Here is a 23,157-nt window from a genome sequence, read left to right on the forward strand (position 1 = left end):
ATGAAATTGAAGAACACTCATTTTAAAAAAATGCTTGAGTGGTTCAATAAGAGGAAGAAACTTCGTAATTCATTAATTGTATTGGGAAGTGTACTCGTTACTCTATTTATTGCTGTAAATATAATAATTTCCATTCAAGACATATCTGAATTAAAACAAGCTGTTCCACAACCGACTTTAATTTATGATGCAAATAATGAGGTCGCAACTAAATTAGCTTCTTCGAAAACAGAAGGCGTTAAAAGAAAAGATATTCCTGATATTATGGTTCAGGCAATTGTTGCAGTAGAAGATAAGGAATTTTTTAACCATCATGGTATTTATTATAGTGGAATTATAAGTGCAGTTTTTAAAAATATTACAGCAGGAGAAGTTGTAGCAGGGGGAAGTACAATTACACAGCAGCTCGCGAAGAATGTATTTCTGACACAAGATCGTACATTTTCTCGTAAAATAAAGGAATACTTTTTAACGAAAAAAATAGAACGTACTTATACAAAAGATGAAATTATTGAAATGTATATGAATCAAATCTATTTTGGAGAAGGTGCTTGGGGGATAAAAAGGGCAGCTAAATCGTATTTTGATAAAGATGTAAAAGATTTATCAATTTCAGAAGCTGCAACGATTGCGGGCTTAATTAAAGCGCCGTCTGCGTATTCGCCTTATAAAAACTTTAATAAATCAATTGAACGACGTAATGTCGTATTAAGTTTAATGAAGGAACAAGGATATATTTCTGAAGAACAATACAATAAAGAAAAAGAGTCAGGCCTTGTATTAAAACGTGGGGTTGATGATAAATATAAAGGTAAATACTCCCAATATGTAGACTATATAGTTAGGGAAGCGATGGATAAGTATGAATTAACACAAAATGAAATTTTAGCAGGTGGTTATCGTATTTATACAGAGCTTGATCCGAAAAAACAACAAGCTGTAGAAGATGTTGTGAATAATGATAGTTATTTTAAAGATAGTGGCTCAGATCAACTTATGCAAACGGGTGTAGTCCTTATAAATCCCAAAACAGGCGGTGTTCCAGCTTTAGTTGGGGGGAGAGGACCATATCAGTTTTTACAATTTAATCATGCTACGCAATTAAAAAGACAGCCAGGTTCAACATTAAAGCCTCTAGCTGTATATGTACCTGCTTTAGAACAAGGGTATGAAGTATACGATATATTAAAGGATGAACCATTTCATATTAAAGAATATGAACCGAAAAATAGTGATCAGGCTTTTCATGGTAATGTGACAATGTATGAAGCGGTAGCAAAGTCGTATAATGTTTCTGCTGTGTGGTTATTAGAGCAAATAGGATTAGATAAAGGATTGAAATCTTTAGAGCGATTTGGTATTCCATTAGTACCAGAAGACCGTACGTATCCAATTGCTTTAGGTGGGATGCATGTAGGGACATCTCCATTTGTAATGGCCCAAGCATATAGTACATTCGCTAATGATGGGGTTCAAGTAGAGGCTCATGCAATTAGAGAAGTTCAAAATGCTGAAGGGGAAATAATAGGAAAATGGTATAAAAAAGAGACACGAGTGACGAGTGAAAAAATTGCTCAAAAGATGACGTATTTATTAAAAGGTGTAGTCGAAAAGGGAACAGGTGAAAAAGCGAAAGTTAATAATGTTGATACAGCAGGAAAGACAGGGACTACTCAACTTGTAAATGGTCCGAGCGTAGGAGCGAAGGACTCGTGGTTTGTAGGATACACACCAGATTTAGTAGGTGCGATTTGGGTGGGATATGACAAAACAGATAGCGAGCATTATGTGCCAGGTGGTAGTCAAATTACGACGACGATGTTCCGGGACATCATGAAAAAAGCAAATGCAAACCCAGCCCAAAAAGCGTTCCAATTGTCGTTAATATCTGAGGCGGACTATAAAAAACAATTGCAAACAATTGAAGAAGAAAAGAGAAGAAAAGAAGAAGAAAAGAGAAGGCAAGAAGAGGAACAACAAAGGAAAAAAGAACAGCAAGAGTGGTTTGATAAAGTGAAAGAGTGGATTCCATCATTATGGTGAAAAAAGAGGCGAATTTCATTATTCGCCTCTTTCTCATGTGAAAAATAAAGTGAGCTCATAATGAGTGAGATAAATGCTACTATTCATTAAGAGTAATGTTCGTACTGCCAAAGGATTGAGAATCGTATGTGACGATTATTTTTCCTTTACTAATCGGTTCGTAAGGTAATTCTTCTTCATAACTACCATTATTTTCATTATGGATAGACAGCGTGATTTCATCAATTCCTTTATTTGTATACTGATCTTTAATCGATTCAGCAATTTGAAGTAGAGTTTCGTAATTAGAAGCTTTCGTAATAAGCATTCCTTTTATAACTTTTTTTTCATTATTTGTGGAATTGGAATAAAGGATGTCGTTTTGTTTCGTATACAAAAGTTTGTATGGAACTGTTTTTCTCTCTGCTTTTGAAATAGTGGAATATTTTAGAGTTAAAAAAAATCCTACACATAAAATAATGCATATCATAAGTGCAATCCAAATGCGTATCGGTGACATAACTCTCATTTTTCATCCCTCTTTCATATCTTTGACTTCATTATTTATCATACAAAATGAGGATTAAGATAGAGTAAATTTGAGGTAAAGAAACGTAAAGAAGGAGCACTTATCCTCCCAAATAAGTGCTCCTTTTTATTAAAAGAGAGATTTAATACACAGTCAATTAAATATATAACTATAAATATGATTATTTGACGAAAATTAGTAAATTCGGAAGACGGTTAGTACTGCAGTTGTTTCACCTGTATTTGGAATAGAGATAGTATTTGCTGTAGGTTGTACAGAGATTGTTGTACCAGCTGTTAAAGTAATAATCGTTGAGAAAGAAACCGCACTACCGATAACGTTAGTTGAAAAATTACGACTAGGTGGTTGGCCATTAAATGAAAGACCGAAACCAAATGGTGAAGAGCCTGGGAATGTTGTAGATGCGGAGAAGTTAATATCGTATACACCAGTTTCTAAAACAGTTAGAGTATCAGAGCCGTTAAAGGAGAGGTTTGTTAATTCGAATGTTTCATTGAATTGTATATTGCTTCCTGGTGATACTGTTTGTGCATTTGTGTTACCTAAGACAGCTGTAGTTATAGGGATCGGAGTACCTGCTGGTCCTGTTGCGCCAGTAGCACCTTGAGCACCAGTAGCACCTTGAGCGCCCGCTGGACCTTGAGCACCAGTAGCGCCTTGAGCACCCGCTGGACCTTGAGCACCAGTAGCACCTTGAGCGCCCGCTGGACCTTGAGCACCAGTAGCACCTTGAGCGCCCGCCGGACCTTGAGCACCAGTAGCACCTTGAGCGCCCGCTGGACCTTGAGCACCAGTAGCGCCTTGAGCACCCGCTGGACCTTGGGCACCAGTAGCACCTTGAGCACCCGCCGGACCTTGAATACCTTGAGCACCTTGAGCACCTGCTGGTCCTTGAGCACCTTGAGGTCCTTGAGCACCAGTAGCGCCTTGAGCACCCGCCGGACCTTGAGCACCAGCGGGTCCTTGAGGTCCAGTAGCGCCAGTAGCGCCAGTAGTTCCTCCACCTAGGCAACCAGATCCATATCGAACTAAGATAGCTTGAATTTCTGAAATGAGTTTAACGAGATTATCGATAGCACAGCAATCAATTTTGAATAACTTAGCGATATACAATAAATAATTAAGCAGGCTTTGTAGTTCAACGTATAATGCTCCGCATGAGAAAGGTGTTGTTTTTAAAATAGTTAATAGGTTAGCAATAATAGAATTTCCGATTTGTTTTTGTGCAGGAGACAAATCTAAGCAATTAAGGAATTTCTGTAGGTTATTTAGGACATCAATCAAGTTATTGATATTAACTTGAGAATGGTTTTGAAAGACAGCTTGAATAGCTTGGCCAAGAACTTGAAGAAGTCTAACAAATTCTTTAAGTTCGGACTTAGAGATGTTGATATAACTACAAGCTCTTACTTCGCAACAATCATTACCATAAAATACTTTTCCTTTATTTTTATTGTTCATCTTTTCATTCCTTTCTTTCATAGAATAAATAGTCGTTACTATATATTAAAATGAAATTTAAATTAAATTCGTGATGGACAAACTACTATTTCTCAAAAAATAAGAAGTTTACCTACCTAACACGAACAATAAAAAAGTAGAAAAAAATCTATATGTTTTAAAGAGAATAAATTAGCATAAAAAACTCCCTTTAATTGTTAGAGTTTGCTTAACAATTAAAGGGAGTTCATAGAACAGCATTATCATTTTATAAGTTAATTGCTTCACGATTTACTTTAGGTAAAATCGGAATAGAGATAGTGAAGGTTGTGCCGTCTGGAGCACTAGTCATTTTGAGCGTACCGTTATGATTTTGAATGATTTTTTTTGTTACTGACAAGCCTAGTCCTGTTCCCGAATCCTTCGTTGAGAAGAATGGATCAAAGATATATTCTTGAATAGCTGGAGGAATACCAATTCCGTTATCTGTGAAAGTAATCCGAACGAAGTTATCTAGGCGATAACTAGTGATTTGAATAGAAAGAGGTTTTTCGCCTTGAGCATCGACGGCATTTTGAAATAGGTTTAAAAATACTTGAACAAGTTCATGTCGATCAATATTGACTAAAATATCATCTAATTCATTAGAAAAGTTATAATCAATTGAAATGTTATGCAAGAAGACTTCACTAGCTAGTAACTGTTGAATATAGTCGCGTAAAAATGTATTGATGGGAAACGGTTCTCTTGTAAATTCACGTGTTTTTGAAATCGCTAAAAATTTTGTAATAATATTATTTGCACGATCTAATTCAGGGATAAGCAAGTTTTTAAATAACTCTTTATTTGATGGAGAAACACTTTCTTGTAAAAATTGTAAGTATCCGCGTACTGTTGTAAGAGGATTTCGTACTTCGTGTGCAATTCCAGCTGCGATTCGTCCTGCTAACGAAAACTTCTCTGCATCACGTTCTGTATTTAAATAATGAAAGACACTAATAACTCTAAAAATCTCACCGTTATAATCACGAATAATTCGGTTATTTATAATGCCATAGTTTTTGTCTAAAACTTCTTCATTATATATTTCTGTTCCGGTTCTTAATGTTTCAATTGCTTTGATTTTTTCTTCCGGCAAGTTTAGTAATTGTTGAATTGGTTTTCCAATAATATCATTGCGTATTACACCGAAATCATCTGCGGCAACTTGATTACATAAAGTAATATTCCCTTTATTATCGACAAAGGTTACATGATGTGAAAAAGCATCAAAAATATGAACAAAGTGTTTTTCAAGTTGTTCAAATAAAAATAATGAATCACAAGTAAGTTGAAAATTAGCGTCTTTATTCTCTTTTGGTATTTCTTGAATGGAATGAGTTGTTCTGGTTTTCTTTATTTGTAAACCAATATGTGGATTTTTGTATGTGAAATGATGTGGTAATTGATTCACAAGTTCTTCATAAAAACGTACTTTATTTTCTAGTTCTTCAATTCGTTTTTCATGAAATACAGTAGCATCGTTTGGAAGCATAAATAAATAACCCCTCATTTTAAAAATTCTTCCATATAGTATATCATATTTTTATAAGGATACTCTTAAAGAAAAGGCTACATGATGCAAAGTGTTTGGAAAATGAATAGAAGATGAAGTTAAAAAGGGAGGGATATATGTGCTGTTCATTGGGGTGACAGGATGGGGAGATCATAATTCTTTATACATAGATTCCTATGAAAATAGAAATAAATTACGAACATATAGCGAGTATTTTCCTATTGTAGAGGTGGATAGTTCATTTTACGCGATGCAACCTGCACGAAATTATATAAAATGGGCAATGGAAACGCCGAAAGATTTTTCTTTTGTCGTAAAAGCGTATCAGGGAATGACAGGACATATGAAAGGTGAAATTCCTTTTTCTACGTTCGATGAGATGTTTGATGTGTATAAACAGTCTATTCTTCCTTTAATAGAAGCTAATAAATTAAAAACAATTTTATTTCAATATCCACCATGGTTTGATTGCAAAAAGAAAAATGTAGATTTTCTTCGATATACGAAAGAAAAAATGGAAGGTTTACCATGTGCAATAGAATTTCGAAATCAAACATGGTTTTATCCAGAAATGAGAGATAAGACGTTACAGTTTCTAGAACAGGAGAAATGGGTTCATACAATTTGTGATGAACCACAGGCTGGAATAGGTTCGGTGCCACTCGTGCTAGAGGTTACGAATTCAGACATGGCATTAATACGTTTTCACGGTCGAAATGTTCATGGTTGGCTGGATAAAGGGGAAAATTGGAGAGCGGTTCGCTGTTTATATCGCTACAACAATAAAGAACTGGAAGAATGGATTGAACGACTAGAGCAATTAAAAAAGAAAACAAAGGATATATACGTACTGTTTAACAACAATTCAGGTGGAGATGCAGCAGATAATGCGAAACAGCTTATGAAAATGATGAACATTACATATGGTGAGCCGAAGCCGGAGCAATTAAATTTTTTTGAATGATAATAAACAAGAAAGGCACTGTACAAACAGGGGGAATGTACAGTGCCTTTCTATATGAAAAAGAGGGGTAACAATGTTACTGAGCGTTTGGTTGATTCATCAATTGTTGGCTTCACAATAAATGATAATGGTTATCATTATCATTGTCAATGGTTTTTCTAAAAATATATAAAAAACTTTGTATATTTTAAATAGAGATAAAAAAAGAACAGCGATTAATGCTGTTCTTTTCCGTTGACGAATTGTTGTAAATCAAAAGGAGTTATCGCTTGGATAAATTCTTTTGAGATAAGTGTTTGAACGAGAGTGCTCTTAGAAATAGAAGCACCTGTTTTCTTTTCATAAGCTTGTTTTAATAAATCAAGTTTTTCAGCCGTTTCTTGCGGTAATTCAATTGTAAGTGTGTTCATAATTTCTCCCCCTTATTATTAGAGTACCACTACAGTATAGGAGAGACAAGAAAAGAGAATATGAAATATAAAAAAGGTTACCATTTTTTTATATGGTAACCTTTTTTATGTATAAGAGCTATTAAGCAATACCGATATACTTTAAAGTTTTTGATGGAGTACTGTGATCAAAGAAGTGTTGTAAAAATGCAATATCAACACCTGATTTGTATGCACAATAGCCCCAAGTTTTTCGAAGTGTATGTGAGCTAATCCCTTCTAATCCAACTTCTTTTGCAGCTTTGTTTAAAATGTACCATGCATGTTGTCTCGTAATAGATTTTGTTCCTTTTTGAGATTTTAACAATGGTTCATTACGTTTCCAAGTTTTACGTTCTTTCATGTAGTCTTCGATTGCGTGCTGTAAGTCTTCATTTACAGCAAACCATTTATGTTTCTTCACTTTTTCATTGTAAAATAAAATGGAATGGCGAACATTTTCATTTTCATCGATTACATCACTAACTTTTAATTGTAAGATTTCACTTACTTTTAAGCCAGAATTTACAGCTAATACGAATAATAAGCCATCGCGTTTCGAAGATTGTAAAAGTATATTTTTGATAGTTTCTAATTGTTTTTCGTTTTGAATAGGTTGTCCTGCTTGTTTCATTTCACGCACTCTCCTCTTTTATATGTGTAAAGGAAAGGATTAACTTGTTTCTTACTATAAAGGGAGAGTGTGAATTTCATGTGAACTCCTAGTGAAATTAAGACAAATTATTTGACTTCTTTTACTTTTTGTAAATTGAAATAGAATACAACACTGTTAGTCGTATTATACACACCGTACTCGGCATGATGGAGGTCTAAAATGTTTTTTACAATAGATAATCCGAGACCGGTACCTCCGGTGTGACGGCTACGAGATGCATCTAGACGATAGAAGCGATCCCAAATTTTTTCAAGACTTTCTTCAGGGATAGGGTTTCCTGTATTTTCGATTTCGACTTTTACGGTATCTTCTGCTTCTATAATGGAGACTTGTATTTTTTCTCCATCTGGCGTATAACGAATTGCATTACTTAGTAAGTTCACAACTACTTGCTCAATACGACTACGATTTGCTTTAACAAGTATAGAAGGGTCTGCATCGACGTTCACTTGTAAATGCTTTTCTTCCATGCTAAATAATAATTTTGTATAGACTTGTTGCGTTAATTCACCGATTGAGAACGTCGTCATATCTAGTTTGTAAGTACCAGATTCTAACTTTGCTAATTCTAACATTTCAACAATCAGCCTGTTCATATTTTCTGTTTCTTCTAAAATAACATCAGTATAATACGATGTATCTTTACTAACACCATCTTTAATTCCTTCTGCAAAACTTCTAATTACACTTAGAGGTGTTTTTAATTCGTGTGATACGCCAGAAATGAATTCTTTTCTTGTTTTCTCTAATTGACGTTCACGTTCAATATCTTGTTGTAACTTTGTATTGGCAACATTTAATCGATCGATTCGATCTTTTAAATTTACAGATAATGTATTGATACTGCCGGAAAGCCCGCCAATTTCATCGTCGGCTGTAATAGGTAATTTCTCGCTGAAATCAAAATTAGCCATTTTTTTTGTAACACGATTCATTTTAATTAATGGCTTAACAATGATTTTTGAGTAGTAGAAGGATAACAAAATAATAACGAGAAACACGATGATTAAGGCATAAACATAATAATCTTTTAAAACGAGCATCGCTTCATTAACAGGCTGCAAAGATGCTATCGCAAAAGCGTATTCTGTAATCTTTCCGTTTTCCATAATAGGCTTTACAAAGATACTATTTTTTATATTTTCTCCGCCATCTAATATGAAAGTGTTTAATTGGTTCGAGTTAGAAGTACCATCTCTAATAATATCTGCAAAATATTGAACGGCTTGTAATGTTTCAATATCATTTGCAAGACGAACCTCAGCTTTGGATGGGAGCTGTAACTTAGTTATAACACCTGTAAAGACGATGCGAGTTGTAGATTTGTATCGGCTCCCAAGTCTATTCTTAGAAGGGTTACCATTAATTGACTGGAAATCCGAATAGAAATGTTCGTTTTGCCATTGATTGTAATTCGTTCCTAATTTTTGTGGTGTGATTATATTATTTTCTTGTACGACTCCATCAACATTGATTATTACATCTTTTTTTAAACCTAAATTTTCGAATTTATTATATTCTTCTGGTGTTAAAAGATTATTGAGTGGAATGGAATACTGTTTAGTATCGTTGGGATTATATACATCGATATAGTAATTGTTATCACTTTTAATAATACCGTTAGAATCCAAAAACTGCATATCGGCATTTGTTTTATCATGAAATTCTTGTTTTAGTTTTCTAACTTTTTCATAACTTTTATCACTTTTGTCATAATTATCTACGAATTTTTCAAAAGCAGTTTGGACTGTTTTTACTTTTTTATTAATATAAAATTTCTCTAAAAATAGAGATTGTCCTAGGAAAAAAAGTAGGAATATGATTGTAAATAAAGTTGATGTTAATAAAAATAGTTTAAAGACGATACTTCTGTTTTTCACTGCGTCACCTCTTATGAGAAATACTGTAAATGATTTCTTTATCCCGCTTTAACCGGCAATAAGACTCCCACTTCAAAATTTGGCAAATACAAGAGAGTTAGGTGGGAGATCAACTGCCCGTAAAAGTCCGATTGGCTCAACTCATAATCAGTGGGGAATGGGAAAAATCCCCACTGATTAAAGTTTCACTTTATTATAACAAACGTTACAAGAAAGTAGAGGGGAGAAATCTGTCTCTTTATAAAATAGTTATTTATAAAAAGTCACATAAAAAGAACTCACCAGACGTATGACGAGTTCTTTAATGTATTATTGTTGAATTGCTGCATCTAAAGCGATTTCAATCATTTCGTTAAATGTAGTTTGACGCTCTTCAGATGTTGTTTCTTCGCCAGTGAAGATGTGATCGCTAACTGTTAATACAGATAATGCATTTACACCGTATTTCGCTGCTAATGTATAAAGAGCAGTTGTTTCCATTTCTACTGCTAATACACCGTAATCTCCAAGTTTTTTAACCATGTCCATGCTTTCGCGATAAAACACATCTGCTGTTAAAACGTTACCGACACGAACGTGTAATCCTTTTTCAGTTCCAGCATCGTAAGCTTTCTTTAAAAGATCAAAGTTTGCAGCTGGCGCGAAATCAAATCCTGGGAATGTTAAACGGTTCATATTAGAATCAGTACAAGCCGTCATTGCGATAATAACATCACGAACTTTTACATCTTTTTGAATTGCACCGCAAGTTCCAACGCGAATTAAATTTTTAACTCCGTAGCTTTGGATTAATTCGTTTACATAAATAGAAATAGAAGGAACACCCATACCTGTACCTTGAACAGATACACGTTTTCCTTTATAAGTTCCAGTGAAACCTAACATACCACGTACGTTATTATAGCAAGTAACGTCCTCTAGAAATGTTTCAGCGATATATTTTGCACGTAATGGATCACCAGGTAATAGAATAGATTCAGCGATTTCGCCTTGTTTTGCTTCGATATGTACACTCATGAAAAGTCCTCCTTATAATGTATTGATAGAAATCAATATCATTTGCATTATACACTACGAATCCTTTCAATTAAAATCTTTTTATTATTTGTAATATGTGCAAAATAGGAGGATTTCATAAATCATAATCTAGAATATATATCTTAAGAAGTTTTGTATGAATAGAGACAATAAAAATGGTAGGTGATGTTTTGAAAAATCTTGTCATTGGGCTTATTGCGTTAGTACTTATTGTGGCAGGAGGATTTTACATAAAAAAATATCAAGAAAACGAAGAGACTGTAGGAGATGTTCAGGAAGTAAAGTGGGATGTTTCAAATGGAAAGGGAAATGAAAAAGTAGATATTGTATTTCAGTTGTTAAACAAAAAGAATAATGAAATTCGTGGTGTAAATGATCAAATTCGGGCAGTGATTGTAGACGGACAGCTAAAAAACATACAACAAATTAAACCTACATTTGCAGGGAACGGGTCATATAAGTTATCTTCCAAAATAGCGAAAGACGAAGAATATACAATATTTTTATACGAAGATAAAAATAAGTCCGTAGAGTCATTCGCTAGGAAAGATTTTGGTAGAACGAAAGAGGAGAACAATAAGAAAAAAGTGAAATTTCCAATCGACAGTGTACTTACAAAAAAAATAGGAGATTATGAAGTTTCTCTTTTATTTGGAGCATTACATCCGAATGAACCAGTTACGTTAACATTTCAGTTTCAAGCGAAAAAGGGTGAAAAATTGAAATTACATTCAGAGAGAGGAGAAGTAGAGTCACTCTATATCGTGGATGAAACGAAGGAGAACTTTTTATACGCTATGCCTGTAGATACGGATGAGCAATTACAATACCGGATTACATTTCCTGCCGAGGGCACGTATAAAATGTGGGGGGATTTCTATATAAATGGTAAGAAGTATGAAAAAGAATTTATTGTACAAGTGCAAAAAAGAAAAAACAGCTAAGAATTTAGCTGTTTTTTCTTTTTCCTATTAATTTTGTTACAGAGAGCATTGTAATTGGTAAAGAATGATTCTTCCTAAATGCTAAATATTTACCGCTCCATGCTGGTTTATATTTTTCTTTAAAATGTCGTAATCCGCTGAAACTATACGTATAACGAACGTTATTAAAGATTGCAGCAGCCACTCGTTCAGACCAGAAAGACTGTGTAGATAAACCAACATTTGAAAGTGGTGCCATACCAATATTAAAGGAGTGGTATTCATTTTCTTTTGCCCATTGGAATAAGTGGATGAAAATTGCGTCCATAATGCCGCTAGGCGCATCGGGATAATATCGCATTAAATCGACAGATAATGATCCGTTTTGATATACGGGCATGAATGTTGTGAATGCAATAATTTTTCCATCTGCATCAGATAATGTTGCGATAGGAGCGCGACTAATATATTCACGATCGAAGTATCCGAGTGAAAAACCTTTCTCTTTTTTTCCACCAAGCCATGCATCTGAAACTTTTCTTAATTCTTCATATAATTCGTCTGAGAAAGGTGGCTCGTGAATAGAGAATGTATAGCCTTCTCTTTCAAAACGGTTGAAAGTAGCTCGCATGCCAGCACGTTTCTTTCCTGTTATTGTAAATGTATTTAAATCAACAACAGCTTCTTCACCGAGCTTAAAGAAGTTATAACCAAAATCGTGATATAAACTCATCCATTTGCTTTCAATTTGGTAGAATACACAAATGTATCCAAATCGATCAGCCTCAGCTAAAAACTCTTGCAATACAGTACGATAGGAGGAAGGGTCCCCAATTGGATCACCTAGTACAATAAGTCGTTTTCCAGTTATTGAGAAGAGAATGAGAGCTTTTCCATCGCTACTGAAAAAGAACTGTTTATCTCCTAAAAAACCTAAATGACTAAGTACATTTCCGCCATGTTCATCTAAGAAGTTTTGTAATCTTTTATCATTAGCTGGTTGCCCGGGAAATTCATTTCGATAACGATTTGCAATGAGTGAACCAATTAGTAAAAAAGTAGGAACAAAAAAGGCAGCTGCTAATGCACTTCGTTTCACTTGTGTAATATTACGAACGACAAAATCAGGTTTGAATGCTTCTTTTGCACCTGCAAATAAAATACCTAAGTTTTTATATAAATATAACGTTACAAGTAGGAATATAAAAACTTTTACGATATCGGAAAGTGAGACTTCCATTTTCTCACGTACAAACCTTTTACGAAGCATATACAATACAGCGAGTACGATTAATAAAATAAACGTTTCTTCAACATCAATTCCTTTTAGTGTATTAAAAATAGCAGCTCCAATTAAAGAAACAATCGTCATATAATAAGAACGTTTTGTTCCGTAATATATTCCCCGTGAAAGAATGAGGAGGAGAATACCGAATGTTAGCGATAAGCTAAAAGAAAATTGAATAAGGTGTTTTGGAGCTAGAATATGTAAGGCGTGTGCCCGATTTATACTTGTCGGTAGAATGGTTGATAAAATAACCATTAAGCCAGCAAATACCGTTAAAGCAGCAGATGCCCAAGAACCTAACTTTCCTAGAAAGTCACGCTGCAAAGTCCATATAACACCAGTTGTCTCTAGTGCAGGCGCAATAAAAGGTTTATCTTCAAACTTTTTAATGGCTACTCCTGTCATTTCAAAAGCTGCAAAAATGAGACCAAGGCAGAATGGTAAGATGTAATAGACGAGACGATATAATAACATAGCAGGGAGTAAAACACCTGTATCGATGCCGTATTGCCCAAGCCCAGTTAAGAAGACAAGATCAAATGATCCAAGGCCACCAGGAACAAGACTAACGACACCAGCTAAAGCAGCAATGACATATACGCCTAAAAACTTTTGGAATTCGATTTCAATGCCAAATAATAGTAATATGACGTACATAACAATACCAGCAGATACCCATTCGACTAATGAAACTAATGAGTATAAAACAGTTGGATTTTTCTCCTCTTCTTCTTGTCCCTCTGTTTGCGTCGCTTTTCTATTTTTTAATTTAGAAAATCCAATATATATAGGGACGAAAAGAGCGAAGAAGATAAGAACAGGCCATAGCCATGGTTTTTCATGTAAAATAAATCTCGTGTCTAATATTCCGATAAGACCAAGAAATGAAAGAATGGCTAATCCATTAATAAAGGCAGTTGTCATCCAAGCGATACTTTTAATAAGTTTTCCATTTTCTTTTATGTATGGACGATAAAGCATTGTGCGTACGCCGGCTCCAACGAGACCGCCAAACCCGATAAATCCATTTAAAGTATTAGCAATCCACGAGATACGGAAAATCTTTTGGACAGGGATATCAGCTTTTAAGTAACGAAGCATAACATAGTCATAAAAGAACATTGTTGATACAGCAAATGCACCAAGTGTAATTGCTAAAAAGACTCCTCCAGTTGGAATGTTTTTGATTGTATCAATCGCTTCTAAAAAAGAAATGCCCGCTAATTCTTTTTTTGCTTGAAAGAATACAATTGTTAATACAACAAATGGGAAGATAATTTTCCCGATTTGTAAGAAACGTTTCCATGAAAACGACATAAATACAACTCTCCTTGTGTAAGAAAACTGAGACAATAATATTATTATGACAAACTTCAAGAAAAATAAAAAGGTAAATTCCTGTGTAGGGGAGCTATTTTTTATATAGGTATATTTAAAAGAATATTTTGTTTATCAGAAAATTAAGTTAGAATAAGATGAAAGAAGGAGGAGGGGGAGTATATGATTATAAAAGGTTATGTAGGATATGAGTTAGAAAAAGCGAAACCTAATACATCAGAAGACTTTTTTAACAGATCTGAAGTGACATATATATTAAATGATAAAGAGAAAACTTTTTCGGTTTTATACGTTCGATATTTTGAAGAAGTTTTACAAGAAATTACTCCTTTTGAAGGAAATCCAGTGTATAAAGTAGAAGAACAAAACATATATTTGCGCGATATTGTAGCGATATGTTGTTTAGTGAAAGATAGGGAGCTTCGTGCGCAAAAACGTTTGTATTTAAATAATATGGAAGAATTTCAACAATATTTTGATGAGGGAACGGTGTCGAAAGTACAAGAAATATTGGCTGAATTACATAAAAATAAAAGAGTAGAAATAGCGTGAAATGGCAAAGGAGAGAGAAAAAATGTCTAATTTGATGGTTGAAAATCAAACAGAACAAGTTTCTATATTTTTAGAAGATGCTATTTATTTGATAACCAATTATGTAAATTATCATACGTTGCCTTCTTTATTAGAGGAGACACCGGCAGGGAATGAGCAATATTATAAAGGGTTATTAGCATCAATGAGACGACTTCTCGTTTTTTGTGAAGAAGGACATGATGCATGTTTTGTTTTGTTGAATAGTCAGCCATTTCGAAAAACAGCAGCTGAAAAAATTTTATATAAAATTTACCATCAAGTAATTGCAGAGTTTTTTTCACCGAAGAGTGATTATTGGTATGAAAATAGTCGGTCTGCATATACAGGAAAAAATTCTATCGTTTTTCAACAAACACCACCTGCATCTTTGGGGCAAGTGATGAAGAGTTTAGAAGGTAAATTTCAATTGATGCGTGAAGAACTAGAATATTATGAGACGGATTATCAGACAAAGATGTTACACAAATATTGATTGAGAAAAAGAAGCTAAGGTGACTTAGCTTCTTTTCCTTTTGTACAGTTATATAAGGGATTTTCGTTGAATATAGTTAAGTGGATAGCATTAGGGAGGTGCAACATGAATCAGCAAGGTGTATTTACAGATTACTTTCATGAAGTAGAAAATTGGTGTGAAAGTGTTCTTCATGTATTAGATAGCCGCGCAATGGAAGTGTATGATGTCCATATGCTTGCTTATAAAATTCAGACGTTATTAGAGCGTATGAAAGAGCATGAGTATGAAACAGATGCAGAGTTTATGTATGAAATAAGCGATGATGTAGAACATATTCAGCATCACTTGCAGGAAGTATTTATGCAAGAAGAAGAGGAGTATGAATTATATGAAAGAGGGGATAGTGAACGAGCTGTTCCAATTGGAGGACATACACTCCCACCATTACCTTATCCGTATAATGCGTTAGAACCGTATATTTCTAAAGAAATTATGATGTTACACCATGATAAACATCATCGTAGTTACGTGGAAGGGTTAAATAAAGCAGAGAAGATGATGGAAGAAGCGAGAAAAACAAATCAATTTGATTTAATTAAGCATTGGGAAAGGGAAGCGGCTTTTCATGGATCAGGCCATTACTTACACACAATATTTTGGAATAACATGAAAAAAGATGGTGGTGGAAGTCCAAGAGGTGCTTTTTCACAACAAATCGAACAAGATTTTGGGAGCTTTTTACGTTTCCAAAAACATTTTACAGAAGCGGCCTCTAAAGTAGAAGGTTCAGGCTGGGCAATTCTCGTTTGGGTGCCCCGGTCTGGAAGGTTAGAAATTTTGCAAAGTACACTTCATCAATTATTTACACAATGGGATACGATACCACTTCTTGTACTAGATGTCTGGGAACATGCGTATTATTTACAATACCAAAATCGAAAAGATGAATATATTAAAAACTGGTGGAATGTTGTAAACTGGCCTGATGTAGAAAAAAGGTTTGAAACTGCGAAACAAATTGAATGGACACCATATTAGACGCAAATTCCCTGCGTCTTTTTTAATGGAAGCAGAAGGAAGATTTCGTTCATATTTTAAAAGGCCAAGCATACACTTGTACAAAAAGTGCCAAAAGGACGTGGGGGGAAATATGAGACGAATTTGTGTAATCATTACGCTTCTTATTATGTACGCAAGCGTTATGCCGATTCCTACATATGCAAAGATGAACAGCAATGTCAGTGCTCGAAATGCTGTATTAATGGAGCAACAGTCTGGTCGTGTATTATACGGAAAAGCAGAACATGAGCCGCAAAAAATTGCTAGTATAACAAAAATCATGACCGCCTTGTTAGCTGCTGAATCAGGGAAGATGAAAGAAATGGTATCAGTTAGTAATGAAGCGGTGAGAGTGGAAGGATCGGCAATCTATTTAAAGCCTGGACAAAAAGTGAAGTTAGAAGATTTAGTATACGGACTTATGCTTAGATCTGGTAATGACGCAGCGCAAGTAATTGCTGAAAGTGTGGGTGGGAGTATAGATGGATTCGTATATTTAATGAATGAGAAGGCAAAAGAAATTGGAATGAAAGATACTCACTTCTCAAACCCTCATGGTTTAGATGGAGATGGATCACATTATTCGTCGGCTTACGATATGGCATTATTAACAAAATATGCAATGGGGAACGAGAACTTTAAGAAAATCTTTGGAACAAAAACGTATAAATCAGATTCTTGGGATTACCCGTGGAAAAATAAACATAAGCTGGTGACATCTTATTATGAATTTGCAACAGGAGGAAAAACAGGCTTTACGAAGAAAGCAGGAAGAACGCTTGTTACAACGGCATCAAAAGATGGACTAGATTTAATTGTCGTAACTTTGAGTGCTTCTAGTGACTGGGATGATCATATGAATTTGTTTGATAAAGGTTTTGAACGTTTCAAACAAACGAAAGTTTTAGGACAAGGAGCAATTGCTGAAATAAATGAAAAGAAGTATGCCAACCATGTTTATACGAAAAATGGTTTTTCAGTACCGTTAACTGAAGAGGAAAGAAAGAACGTGGTATTAAAAGTTGAACTTGATAAAAGTGCAAATCTTAAGGACGGAGTAAAGGTTGGAAAGACAGATGTTTATGTTGGTAATGAGAAAGTTGGAGAACGGAATTTATTTTATAGTAAACGGAAGTTAGTAGCTACAACGGGACTTTACTGGAATAATGTGAAAGAGATTTTTTCTTACATGATAGGTGTTGGGAACGATGGTTAATCTCGTATGGGTAGCGATGGCTGTTATTGGGATTGTATACGCCATGATAAACGGAACGATGGAAGAAGTGAATAAAGCTGTATTTGACGGGGCAAAAGATGCAGTAACGATTTGTATAGGACTTATTAGTGTTTTAGTATTTTGGCTTGGTTTAATGAAAATTGCAGAGGAAGCGGGACTGTTAAAAAAGTTAGTTACACTTTTTATGCCGATAGTAAAGAGGTTGTTTCCAGAAATACCGAAGGATCATCCGTCCATGGGATTTATTTTATCCAATATGATGGCAAACTTTTTTGGTCTAGGTAATGCAGCAACTCCTCTTGGTATTAAAGCGATGGAACAACTAAAAGAGTTAAATGGAGGAAAGGATTCGGCGAGCCGTTCTATGGTGACGTTTCTAGCATTAAATACATCGGCTATTACATTAATTCCTACGACAGTCATTTCAATTCGAATGACGTATGAATCAGCGAATCCTACTGAAATTGTTGGGGTAACTTTTATTGCACAAGTACTTTCTATGATTGGAGCAATTTGGATTGACCGCTATTTTTACCGAAGAAGGAGTAGAAAGGGGCGGAAAAAATGAGTATTGTAAATACAATTTCCTTATGGGTAATCCCTTGTGTAATTGGTTTTATCCTTTTATATGGGACGATAAAGAAAGTGCCGACGTATGAATCGTTCGTTGAGGGAGGAAAAGAAGGGATTCAAATTGCAATTTCCATTTTACCGTTTATGGTTGGAATGCTTGTGTCTATTTCTATATTCCGATCGTCAGGTGCGCTAGATGCAATGATATCAGTAATGAAGCCAATGTTAGATTTAATTCATGTTCCAGCAGAAATCGTTCCATTAGCACTAATACGCCCTATTTCTGGCTCTGCTGGTCTAAGTATTACGACTGATTTAATTGCCACATATGGGCCAGATTCATTCATTGGGAGATTAGCTTCTACGATGCAAGGGAGTACAGATACGACTTTTTATATTTTAACAGTATACTTTGGAGCTGTTGGTATTAGAAAAATGGGAGATGCATTAAAAGTAGGTCTTTTTGCAGATTTAATCGGAATTATTTGCTCGATTGTCTTTGTTTCTCTATTGTTTCAGTAAAGCTATTCATTTTTTATGCTATTTCGCGTATAATACGTATACGACCACTATTAAGGTGTAGCTTAATAGTGGTTTTTTTATGCAGTATTTTTGACAAAATGATGAACTTTTATTGTGAGAAATATGAAAAATATGGACAATAATAAAGGATAAAAACATGATTTGACCTTTATATGTTTATTATCATCGCTATGTTGTTTAAGTGAGATGGAGCGAATAACCGTAAAGCGTATGCGGTTGCCAAGTCTTTCTAATGTAAGGTAAGATAAATTCGAGGTGAAAAAAAGAAATGGAACGATTACAAAAAGTGATTGCGCAAGCAGGTATTGCATCGAGAAGAAAGGCTGAGGAATTAATTCAGCAAGGAAAAGTAAAAGTTAACGGAAAAATAGTGAAAGAGTTAGGAACAAAAGTAACTCCTCAAGATAAAGTAGAAGTAAATAACATCCCTCTTGAAAAAGAAGAACCTGTTTATTTTTTACTATATAAACCAACTGGTGTAATTTCAAGTGTATCAGATGATAAAGGTAGAAATGTTGTAACAGACTTTTTCCCTGAAATTACACAACGCTTATTCCCAATCGGACGTCTAGATTATGATACGTCAGGAGTATTATTAATGACAAACGACGGGGACTTCGCAAATATATTAATGCATCCTAAATATAAAGTTGAAAAAACGTATGTTGCAAAAATAAAAGGTCCACTAACAGGTGAGAAAATTCGTATGTTAGAACGCGGTGTTGCACTAGAAGATGGTAAAACAGCACCAGCACATGTGAAAATCATTTCTTGGGACAAGCGTAAAGAGATGGCTATTGTACAATTAACAATTCATGAAGGACGTAATCGTCAAGTGCGTCGTATGTTTGAAGCGTTAGACTGTAAAGTAGTGAAATTAAAACGTGAACGTTATGCTTTCTTAGAAGTAGGAAGCCTGCGACCTGGTGATGCGAGAGAATTGACACCACATGAGGTGAAACAATTACGCGCGCTTGCTTCTACAAAGCCAAGATAAGCTATAGAGTTAAAAATTCACCAGTGGAGTGCTCTGCTGGTGATTTATTCAATACAACATTTACAGAAGATAATACATAACATTTACCGAGGAGAGGAGAGGTAATATGAAGAAAAATCGCTTATTATTTCGCGTTATTATTCTACTCATTTTATGTGGTGCTGTAGGATTTACCCTTTATCAAGGATTCTTTGCTAATAAAGAGAAAATGCAAATCGGAAAAGAAGCACCTAACTTTGTTGTGACGGATTTAGAAGGGAAGAAAATTGAACTAAAAGATTTAAAGGGGAAAGGTGTATTTTTAAACTTTTGGGGCACGTGGTGTAAACCTTGTGAAAAAGAAATGCCTTATATGAATGAGTTATATCCAAAGTATAAAGAAAAAGGCGTTGAAATCATAGCGTTAGATGCAGATGAAACGGATATTGCAGTAAAGAACTTTGTGAACCAATATGATTTGAAATTCCCAGTTGCAATTGATAAAGGACAAAAGATTATAGGAACATATGGAGTAGGTCCATTACCGACAAGCTTTTTGATTGATAAAGATGGAAAAGTAATGGAGCAAATTATAGGTGAACAAACGAAAGAACAGTTAGAAGGGTATTTAAAGAAAATTACTCCGTAATAAAGAAAGCCTTTACATAAGAGGTGCGTGTCTATAGTGCCTCTGGTTTAAAAATTCTGAGTATTGCGGTAACTCGAGGTTAGAATATACAATAGTACATATAGATACAGGGGCGGTGAGAGTGTTGAAAGAAATTAAGTGTGAATGTGGACATGTTAATCCGATAGGAACCGTTTTTTGTGAAGCTTGCGGGAAACCATTTGAAAGCAATGAAAATGCAAAACTATTGGATATGCGCTATGAGGGGAGTGCACGGAGATCTCTCACGCAAACAAAAACGATAGTCGATAAAATTTGGAGCTTTTTCTCTTCTGTAAAAGTGGGTGTATGGCTAATCGTTATAACTTTAGCTGCATCAGCGATAGGAACTATTTTTCCGCAAGAAATGTACATAACTCCAGGGATTGCACCAGCTGAATATTATAAACAAGAATACGGATTTTTAGGACAATTATACTATCAATTAGGATTTAATAATTTATACGGTTCATGGTGGTATATGATTTTGATTGCTTCTATCGGTATTTCACTTGTGATATGTAGTTTAGACCGCGTTATTCCGCTTTATAAAGCTTTAAAAAAGCAAGGCGTAAAAAGACATCCTAGCTTTTTAAAGAGACAGAGAATATATGGGACTGGTACACCGCAAGATGGTGACCTGGAAACAGTGCAAAAGAATTTAAAGAAAAGAAACTATAATGTGAAAGTGGAAGACGGAAACGTTTTAGCAGAAAAGGGACGCTTCTCGCGTTGGGGTCCATATGTAAATCATATCGGTCTTATTATCTTTTTATTCGGTGCGATGCTTCGTTTTTTACCGAGTATGTACGTAGACGAAGCACTTTGGTTACGTGATGGTGAAACGAAAGAAATACCAGGGACGGATGGACAATACTACTTAAAAAACGAGAAATTTATAAAAGAAGTTTATGATAAAAGTAAGGATAAGGAAGTTTTTGAGGAAGCGATTGATCGTGTAGGCGATAAAATGATTGCGAAAAACTTCCAAACGAATGCTGTATTATATAAAGCTGTGGGTGAAAATATAGCAGGGCAAAAACCAAAGTTGGAAAAAGTAAAAGAAGCGGAAATTCGAGTGAATGAACCACTGAAATTTGATCAATTTGCAGTGTATCAAGTGGATTATAAAGAAAGTGAATTTAAAAGTATGTCCTTCAACTTGCAAAATAAAGAAAATAATCAAAAATGGGGACCGATTAAAGTAGATTTAACGAATCCTAAGGAAAAATATGATTTAGGAAATGGTTATTCTCTAGAACTATTAAGCTATTTTCCTGATTTTTATTTCGATGAGAATGGAAAACCAAATACAAAAACGAAATTACCGAACAATCCTGCATTTGTATTTAAAATGTTTACACCTGAAACACCAGATGGTGAAGTGAGTTTTGTTGGTATTCAGCAAAATATAGAACCTGATGGAAACAACAAATATAAAATGTCGTTTGCAGGTGTTGAAATGCAAAATGCAACAGCACTTACTGTAAGAAAAGATTTAACGCTTTGGATTCTCGGTATTGGAGGATTTATATTTATGGTTGGTGTCATTCAAGGTATGTATTGGAATCATCGCCGTATTTGGATACAACGGGTTAATGATGAATGGTGGATTGCAGGGCATACGAATAAAAATTGGTTCGGTTTAAAGAAAGATATTGAAAGAGTAATAGAAGGTACAGCAATTCCACAGCCAAATGATAAAGTAATTGATAAAAAAATTAGTTAAGGTGGGGAAACGATATGGTGCAAATAAGTAGTAACTTTCTCTTTACCGCATTTATTTTATATTTAATTGCGACTCTATTTTTTGGGGGAGCCATTAAAGAAAAGGGTCATAAATGGGCAAATATAGGAATAACAATTACAATTTTAGGGTTTATAGCACAAACAGTATATTTTGTTACAAGGTGGATTGCATCAGGGCATGCGCCAGTTAGTAACTTTTTTGAATTCGGTACATTTTTCGGCATGATGCTTGTAGGAGCATTTATTGTAATGTATTTTATGTACCGCGTAAGTATAATCGGACTATTTGCATTACCAGTTGCGCTTTTATTAATTGCCTATGCAAGTATGTTTCCGAGGGAAATATCTCCGCTTATTCCATCATTAAAAAGTAATTGGTTACATATTCACGTGACGACTGCAGCAGCAGGACAAGCAATTTTAGCGATTAGTTTTATTACGGGCGTTATGTATTTATTGAAAAATGTAGATCAATCAACGAGAAGTAAACGGACATTTTGGCTAGAGATGGTAGTATTTACACTTGTTTGTACAGTTGGATTTATTGGAGTAACAACGGTATTTTCTAGTATGAAATATGAAGCGAAGTTTCAATGGATTGATAAAAATGAACAACAACTGGAAATGAAGTATAATCTTCCGGCTTTAGTTGGACCGCATGAAGGGAAGTTACTGACAGAAAATAAATTAGAACCGGCAGTTGAAGTTCCAGCGATTGTAAATGCGAAAAAATTAAATACTGTTATTTGGTCAGTGTTAGTTGGAACATTACTTTATGTTGTATTAAGACTTGTTTTACGGAAGCGAGTATCGGCGGCACTTCAGCCGTTAGTAAAGAATACGAATAGTGATTTACTAGATGAAATCGGATATCGATCTATTGCAATTGGATTCCCAGTTTTCACATTAGGGGCGTTAATTTTTGCAATGATTTGGGCTCAAATAGCGTGGACGCGTTTTTGGGGCTGGGATCCGAAAGAGGTTTGGGCACTTATAACGTGGCTCTTTTATGCTGCAGTACTACATTTACGATTATCTAAAGGGTGGCATGGAGAGAAATCAGCTTGGCTTGCAGTAATTGGTTTTGCAATTATTATGTTTAATTTTATTGTAGTAAACTTAATTATTGCCGGTTTACATTCATATGCGTAGAGAAATAAAATAGGAGAGTGCATGTCACTTTCCTATTTTATTTTTGTCAAC

Annotated in this window: 21 protein-coding genes; 13 read left to right on the plus strand and 8 right to left on the minus strand. The window is 34.7% G+C overall.

The features are described 5' to 3' along the window. Entirely contained in the window at positions 1-2,043 is a 2,043-nt protein-coding gene (locus tag AC241_RS07680) for a transglycosylase domain-containing protein (RefSeq protein ID WP_016082298.1), read from the plus strand. 79 nt (positions 2,044-2,122) lie between these two features. Here AC241_RS07680 and AC241_RS07685 read toward each other — a convergent pair whose 3' ends face one another. From AC241_RS07685 to AC241_RS07695, 3 genes are all read right to left on the minus strand, one after another. After that, entirely contained in the window at positions 2,123-2,551 is a 429-nt protein-coding gene (locus AC241_RS07685; RefSeq protein WP_016082297.1) for a hypothetical protein, read from the minus strand. Between the two features lie 195 nt (positions 2,552-2,746). Continuing rightward, positions 2,747-4,033, minus strand: coding sequence for a Gly-Xaa-Xaa repeat protein (locus tag AC241_RS07690; RefSeq protein ID WP_050843063.1), 1,287 nt, complete (start codon positions 4,031-4,033; stop codon positions 2,747-2,749). Between the two features lie 247 nt (positions 4,034-4,280). Further along, positions 4,281-5,546, minus strand: a complete 1,266-nt coding sequence (locus AC241_RS07695; RefSeq protein ID WP_050843065.1) for an ATP-binding protein — start codon at positions 5,544-5,546, stop codon at positions 4,281-4,283. A 139-nt stretch (positions 5,547-5,685) separates the two neighbouring features. Here AC241_RS07695 and AC241_RS07700 point away from each other — a divergent pair, with 139 nt between their 5' ends. Further along, positions 5,686-6,531, plus strand: coding sequence for a DUF72 domain-containing protein (locus AC241_RS07700; RefSeq protein WP_016082293.1), 846 nt, complete (start codon positions 5,686-5,688; stop codon positions 6,529-6,531). A 215-nt stretch (positions 6,532-6,746) separates the two neighbouring features. Here the strand turns inward: AC241_RS07700 and AC241_RS07705 are convergent, their stop codons facing one another. From AC241_RS07705 to deoD, 4 genes are all read right to left on the minus strand, one after another. Further along, positions 6,747-6,941, minus strand: a complete 195-nt coding sequence (locus AC241_RS07705; protein ID WP_029441834.1) for a DUF3924 domain-containing protein — start codon at positions 6,939-6,941, stop codon at positions 6,747-6,749. Positions 6,942-7,062: 121 nt separating this feature from the next. Then, positions 7,063-7,593 carry a tyrosine-type recombinase/integrase gene (locus tag AC241_RS07710; protein ID WP_000806236.1) on the minus strand — a complete coding sequence of 177 codons (531 nt, stop codon included), beginning with the start codon at positions 7,591-7,593 and terminating at the stop codon, positions 7,063-7,065. Between the two features lie 107 nt (positions 7,594-7,700). Next, positions 7,701-9,515 carry a sensor histidine kinase gene (locus AC241_RS07715; protein WP_016082291.1) on the minus strand — a complete coding sequence of 605 codons (1,815 nt, stop codon included), beginning with the start codon at positions 9,513-9,515 and terminating at the stop codon, positions 7,701-7,703. Positions 9,516-9,824: 309 nt separating this feature from the next. After that, positions 9,825-10,532 (minus strand): purine-nucleoside phosphorylase, encoded by a 708-nt coding sequence (gene deoD / locus AC241_RS07725; RefSeq protein WP_000110707.1) that lies wholly within the window; start codon positions 10,530-10,532, stop codon positions 9,825-9,827. Positions 10,533-10,708: 176 nt separating this feature from the next. Between deoD and AC241_RS07730 the strand changes: the two genes are divergently transcribed. Next, complete coding sequence (locus AC241_RS07730; protein ID WP_043935494.1) at positions 10,709-11,497, plus strand: hypothetical protein; 789 nt, start codon at positions 10,709-10,711, stop codon at positions 11,495-11,497. A gap of 4 nt (positions 11,498-11,501) precedes the next feature. On the opposite strand, the gene mprF is transcribed toward AC241_RS07730, so the two are convergent. After that, a complete protein-coding gene (mprF, locus tag AC241_RS07735; protein ID WP_000010853.1) occupies positions 11,502-14,081 on the minus strand; it encodes a bifunctional lysylphosphatidylglycerol flippase/synthetase MprF in 2,580 nt (859 codons plus the stop codon). Positions 14,082-14,264: 183 nt separating this feature from the next. Between mprF and AC241_RS07740 the strand changes: the two genes are divergently transcribed. The 10 genes from AC241_RS07740 (at position 14,265) to resC (ending at position 23,106) form a co-directional block, all read left to right on the plus strand. Then, a complete protein-coding gene (locus AC241_RS07740) occupies positions 14,265-14,654 on the plus strand; it encodes a hypothetical protein (RefSeq protein ID WP_000584361.1) in 390 nt (129 codons plus the stop codon). 22 nt (positions 14,655-14,676) lie between these two features. Then, entirely contained in the window at positions 14,677-15,168 is a 492-nt protein-coding gene (locus AC241_RS07745; protein WP_029441840.1) for a YpuI family protein, read from the plus strand. 105 nt (positions 15,169-15,273) lie between these two features. Next, complete coding sequence (locus AC241_RS07750) at positions 15,274-16,188, plus strand: superoxide dismutase (RefSeq protein WP_001075742.1); 915 nt, start codon at positions 15,274-15,276, stop codon at positions 16,186-16,188. Positions 16,189-16,300: 112 nt separating this feature from the next. Next, positions 16,301-17,425, plus strand: coding sequence for a D-alanyl-D-alanine carboxypeptidase DacB (gene dacB / locus AC241_RS07755; RefSeq protein ID WP_029441841.1), 1,125 nt, complete (start codon positions 16,301-16,303; stop codon positions 17,423-17,425). Continuing rightward, complete coding sequence (gene spmA, locus AC241_RS07760) at positions 17,418-18,014, plus strand: spore maturation protein SpmA (protein ID WP_000247811.1); 597 nt, start codon at positions 17,418-17,420, stop codon at positions 18,012-18,014. Before dacB ends, spmA begins: the two co-directional genes overlap by 8 nt. Next, entirely contained in the window at positions 18,011-18,541 is a 531-nt protein-coding gene (gene spmB / locus AC241_RS07765; RefSeq protein WP_000029514.1) for a spore maturation protein SpmB, read from the plus strand. The genes spmA and spmB overlap by 4 nt, the downstream gene beginning before the upstream one ends. 289 nt (positions 18,542-18,830) lie before the next feature. Further along, positions 18,831-19,559: a 23S rRNA pseudouridine(2605) synthase RluB gene (gene rluB, locus AC241_RS07770; protein WP_029441842.1), complete on the plus strand. Its 729-nt coding sequence runs from the start codon at positions 18,831-18,833 to the stop codon at positions 19,557-19,559. Positions 19,560-19,665: 106 nt separating this feature from the next. Next, entirely contained in the window at positions 19,666-20,187 is a 522-nt protein-coding gene (resA, locus tag AC241_RS07775) for a thiol-disulfide oxidoreductase ResA (protein WP_016082287.1), read from the plus strand. Between the two features lie 121 nt (positions 20,188-20,308). Continuing rightward, a complete protein-coding gene (gene resB, locus AC241_RS07780; protein WP_048565220.1) occupies positions 20,309-21,934 on the plus strand; it encodes a cytochrome c biogenesis protein ResB in 1,626 nt (541 codons plus the stop codon). A 14-nt stretch (positions 21,935-21,948) separates the two neighbouring features. After that, positions 21,949-23,106, plus strand: coding sequence for a cytochrome c biogenesis protein ResC (resC, locus tag AC241_RS07785; RefSeq protein WP_016082285.1), 1,158 nt, complete (start codon positions 21,949-21,951; stop codon positions 23,104-23,106). Positions 23,107-23,157 lie beyond the last annotated feature (51 nt).

The organism is Bacillus thuringiensis (assembly GCF_001182785.1).
GTDB classification, from domain to species: Bacteria; Bacillota; Bacilli; order Bacillales; family Bacillaceae_G; genus Bacillus_A; species Bacillus_A thuringiensis_S.

Coding starts and splice junctions, on each gene's coding strand:
- AC241_RS07680 (WP_016082298.1), top strand. CDS start 1: ATGAAATTGAAGAACACTCATTTTAAAAAAATGCTTGAGTGGTTCAAT.
- AC241_RS07685 (WP_016082297.1), bottom strand. CDS start 2,551: ATGAGAGTTATGTCACCGATACGCATTTGGATTGCACTTATGATATGC.
- AC241_RS07690 (WP_050843063.1), bottom strand. CDS start 4,033: ATGAACAATAAAAATAAAGGAAAAGTATTTTATGGTAATGATTGTTGC.
- AC241_RS07695 (WP_050843065.1), bottom strand. CDS start 5,546: ATGCTTCCAAACGATGCTACTGTATTTCATGAAAAACGAATTGAAGAA.
- AC241_RS07705 (WP_029441834.1), bottom strand. CDS start 6,941: ATGAACACACTTACAATTGAATTACCGCAAGAAACGGCTGAAAAACTT.
- AC241_RS07710 (WP_000806236.1), bottom strand. CDS start 7,593: ATGAAACAAGCAGGACAACCTATTCAAAACGAAAAACAATTAGAAACT.
- deoD (WP_000110707.1), bottom strand. CDS start 10,532: ATGAGTGTACATATCGAAGCAAAACAAGGCGAAATCGCTGAATCTATT.
- AC241_RS07730 (WP_043935494.1), top strand. CDS start 10,709: ATGGTAGGTGATGTTTTGAAAAATCTTGTCATTGGGCTTATTGCGTTA.
- mprF (WP_000010853.1), bottom strand. CDS start 14,081: ATGTCGTTTTCATGGAAACGTTTCTTACAAATCGGGAAAATTATCTTC.
- AC241_RS07740 (WP_000584361.1), top strand. CDS start 14,265: ATGATTATAAAAGGTTATGTAGGATATGAGTTAGAAAAAGCGAAACCT.
- AC241_RS07745 (WP_029441840.1), top strand. CDS start 14,677: ATGTCTAATTTGATGGTTGAAAATCAAACAGAACAAGTTTCTATATTT.
- AC241_RS07750 (WP_001075742.1), top strand. CDS start 15,274: ATGAATCAGCAAGGTGTATTTACAGATTACTTTCATGAAGTAGAAAAT.
- dacB (WP_029441841.1), top strand. CDS start 16,301: ATGAGACGAATTTGTGTAATCATTACGCTTCTTATTATGTACGCAAGC.
- spmA (WP_000247811.1), top strand. CDS start 17,418: ATGGTTAATCTCGTATGGGTAGCGATGGCTGTTATTGGGATTGTATAC.
- spmB (WP_000029514.1), top strand. CDS start 18,011: ATGAGTATTGTAAATACAATTTCCTTATGGGTAATCCCTTGTGTAATT.
- rluB (WP_029441842.1), top strand. CDS start 18,831: ATGGAACGATTACAAAAAGTGATTGCGCAAGCAGGTATTGCATCGAGA.
- resA (WP_016082287.1), top strand. CDS start 19,666: ATGAAGAAAAATCGCTTATTATTTCGCGTTATTATTCTACTCATTTTA.
- resC (WP_016082285.1), top strand. CDS start 21,949: ATGGTGCAAATAAGTAGTAACTTTCTCTTTACCGCATTTATTTTATAT.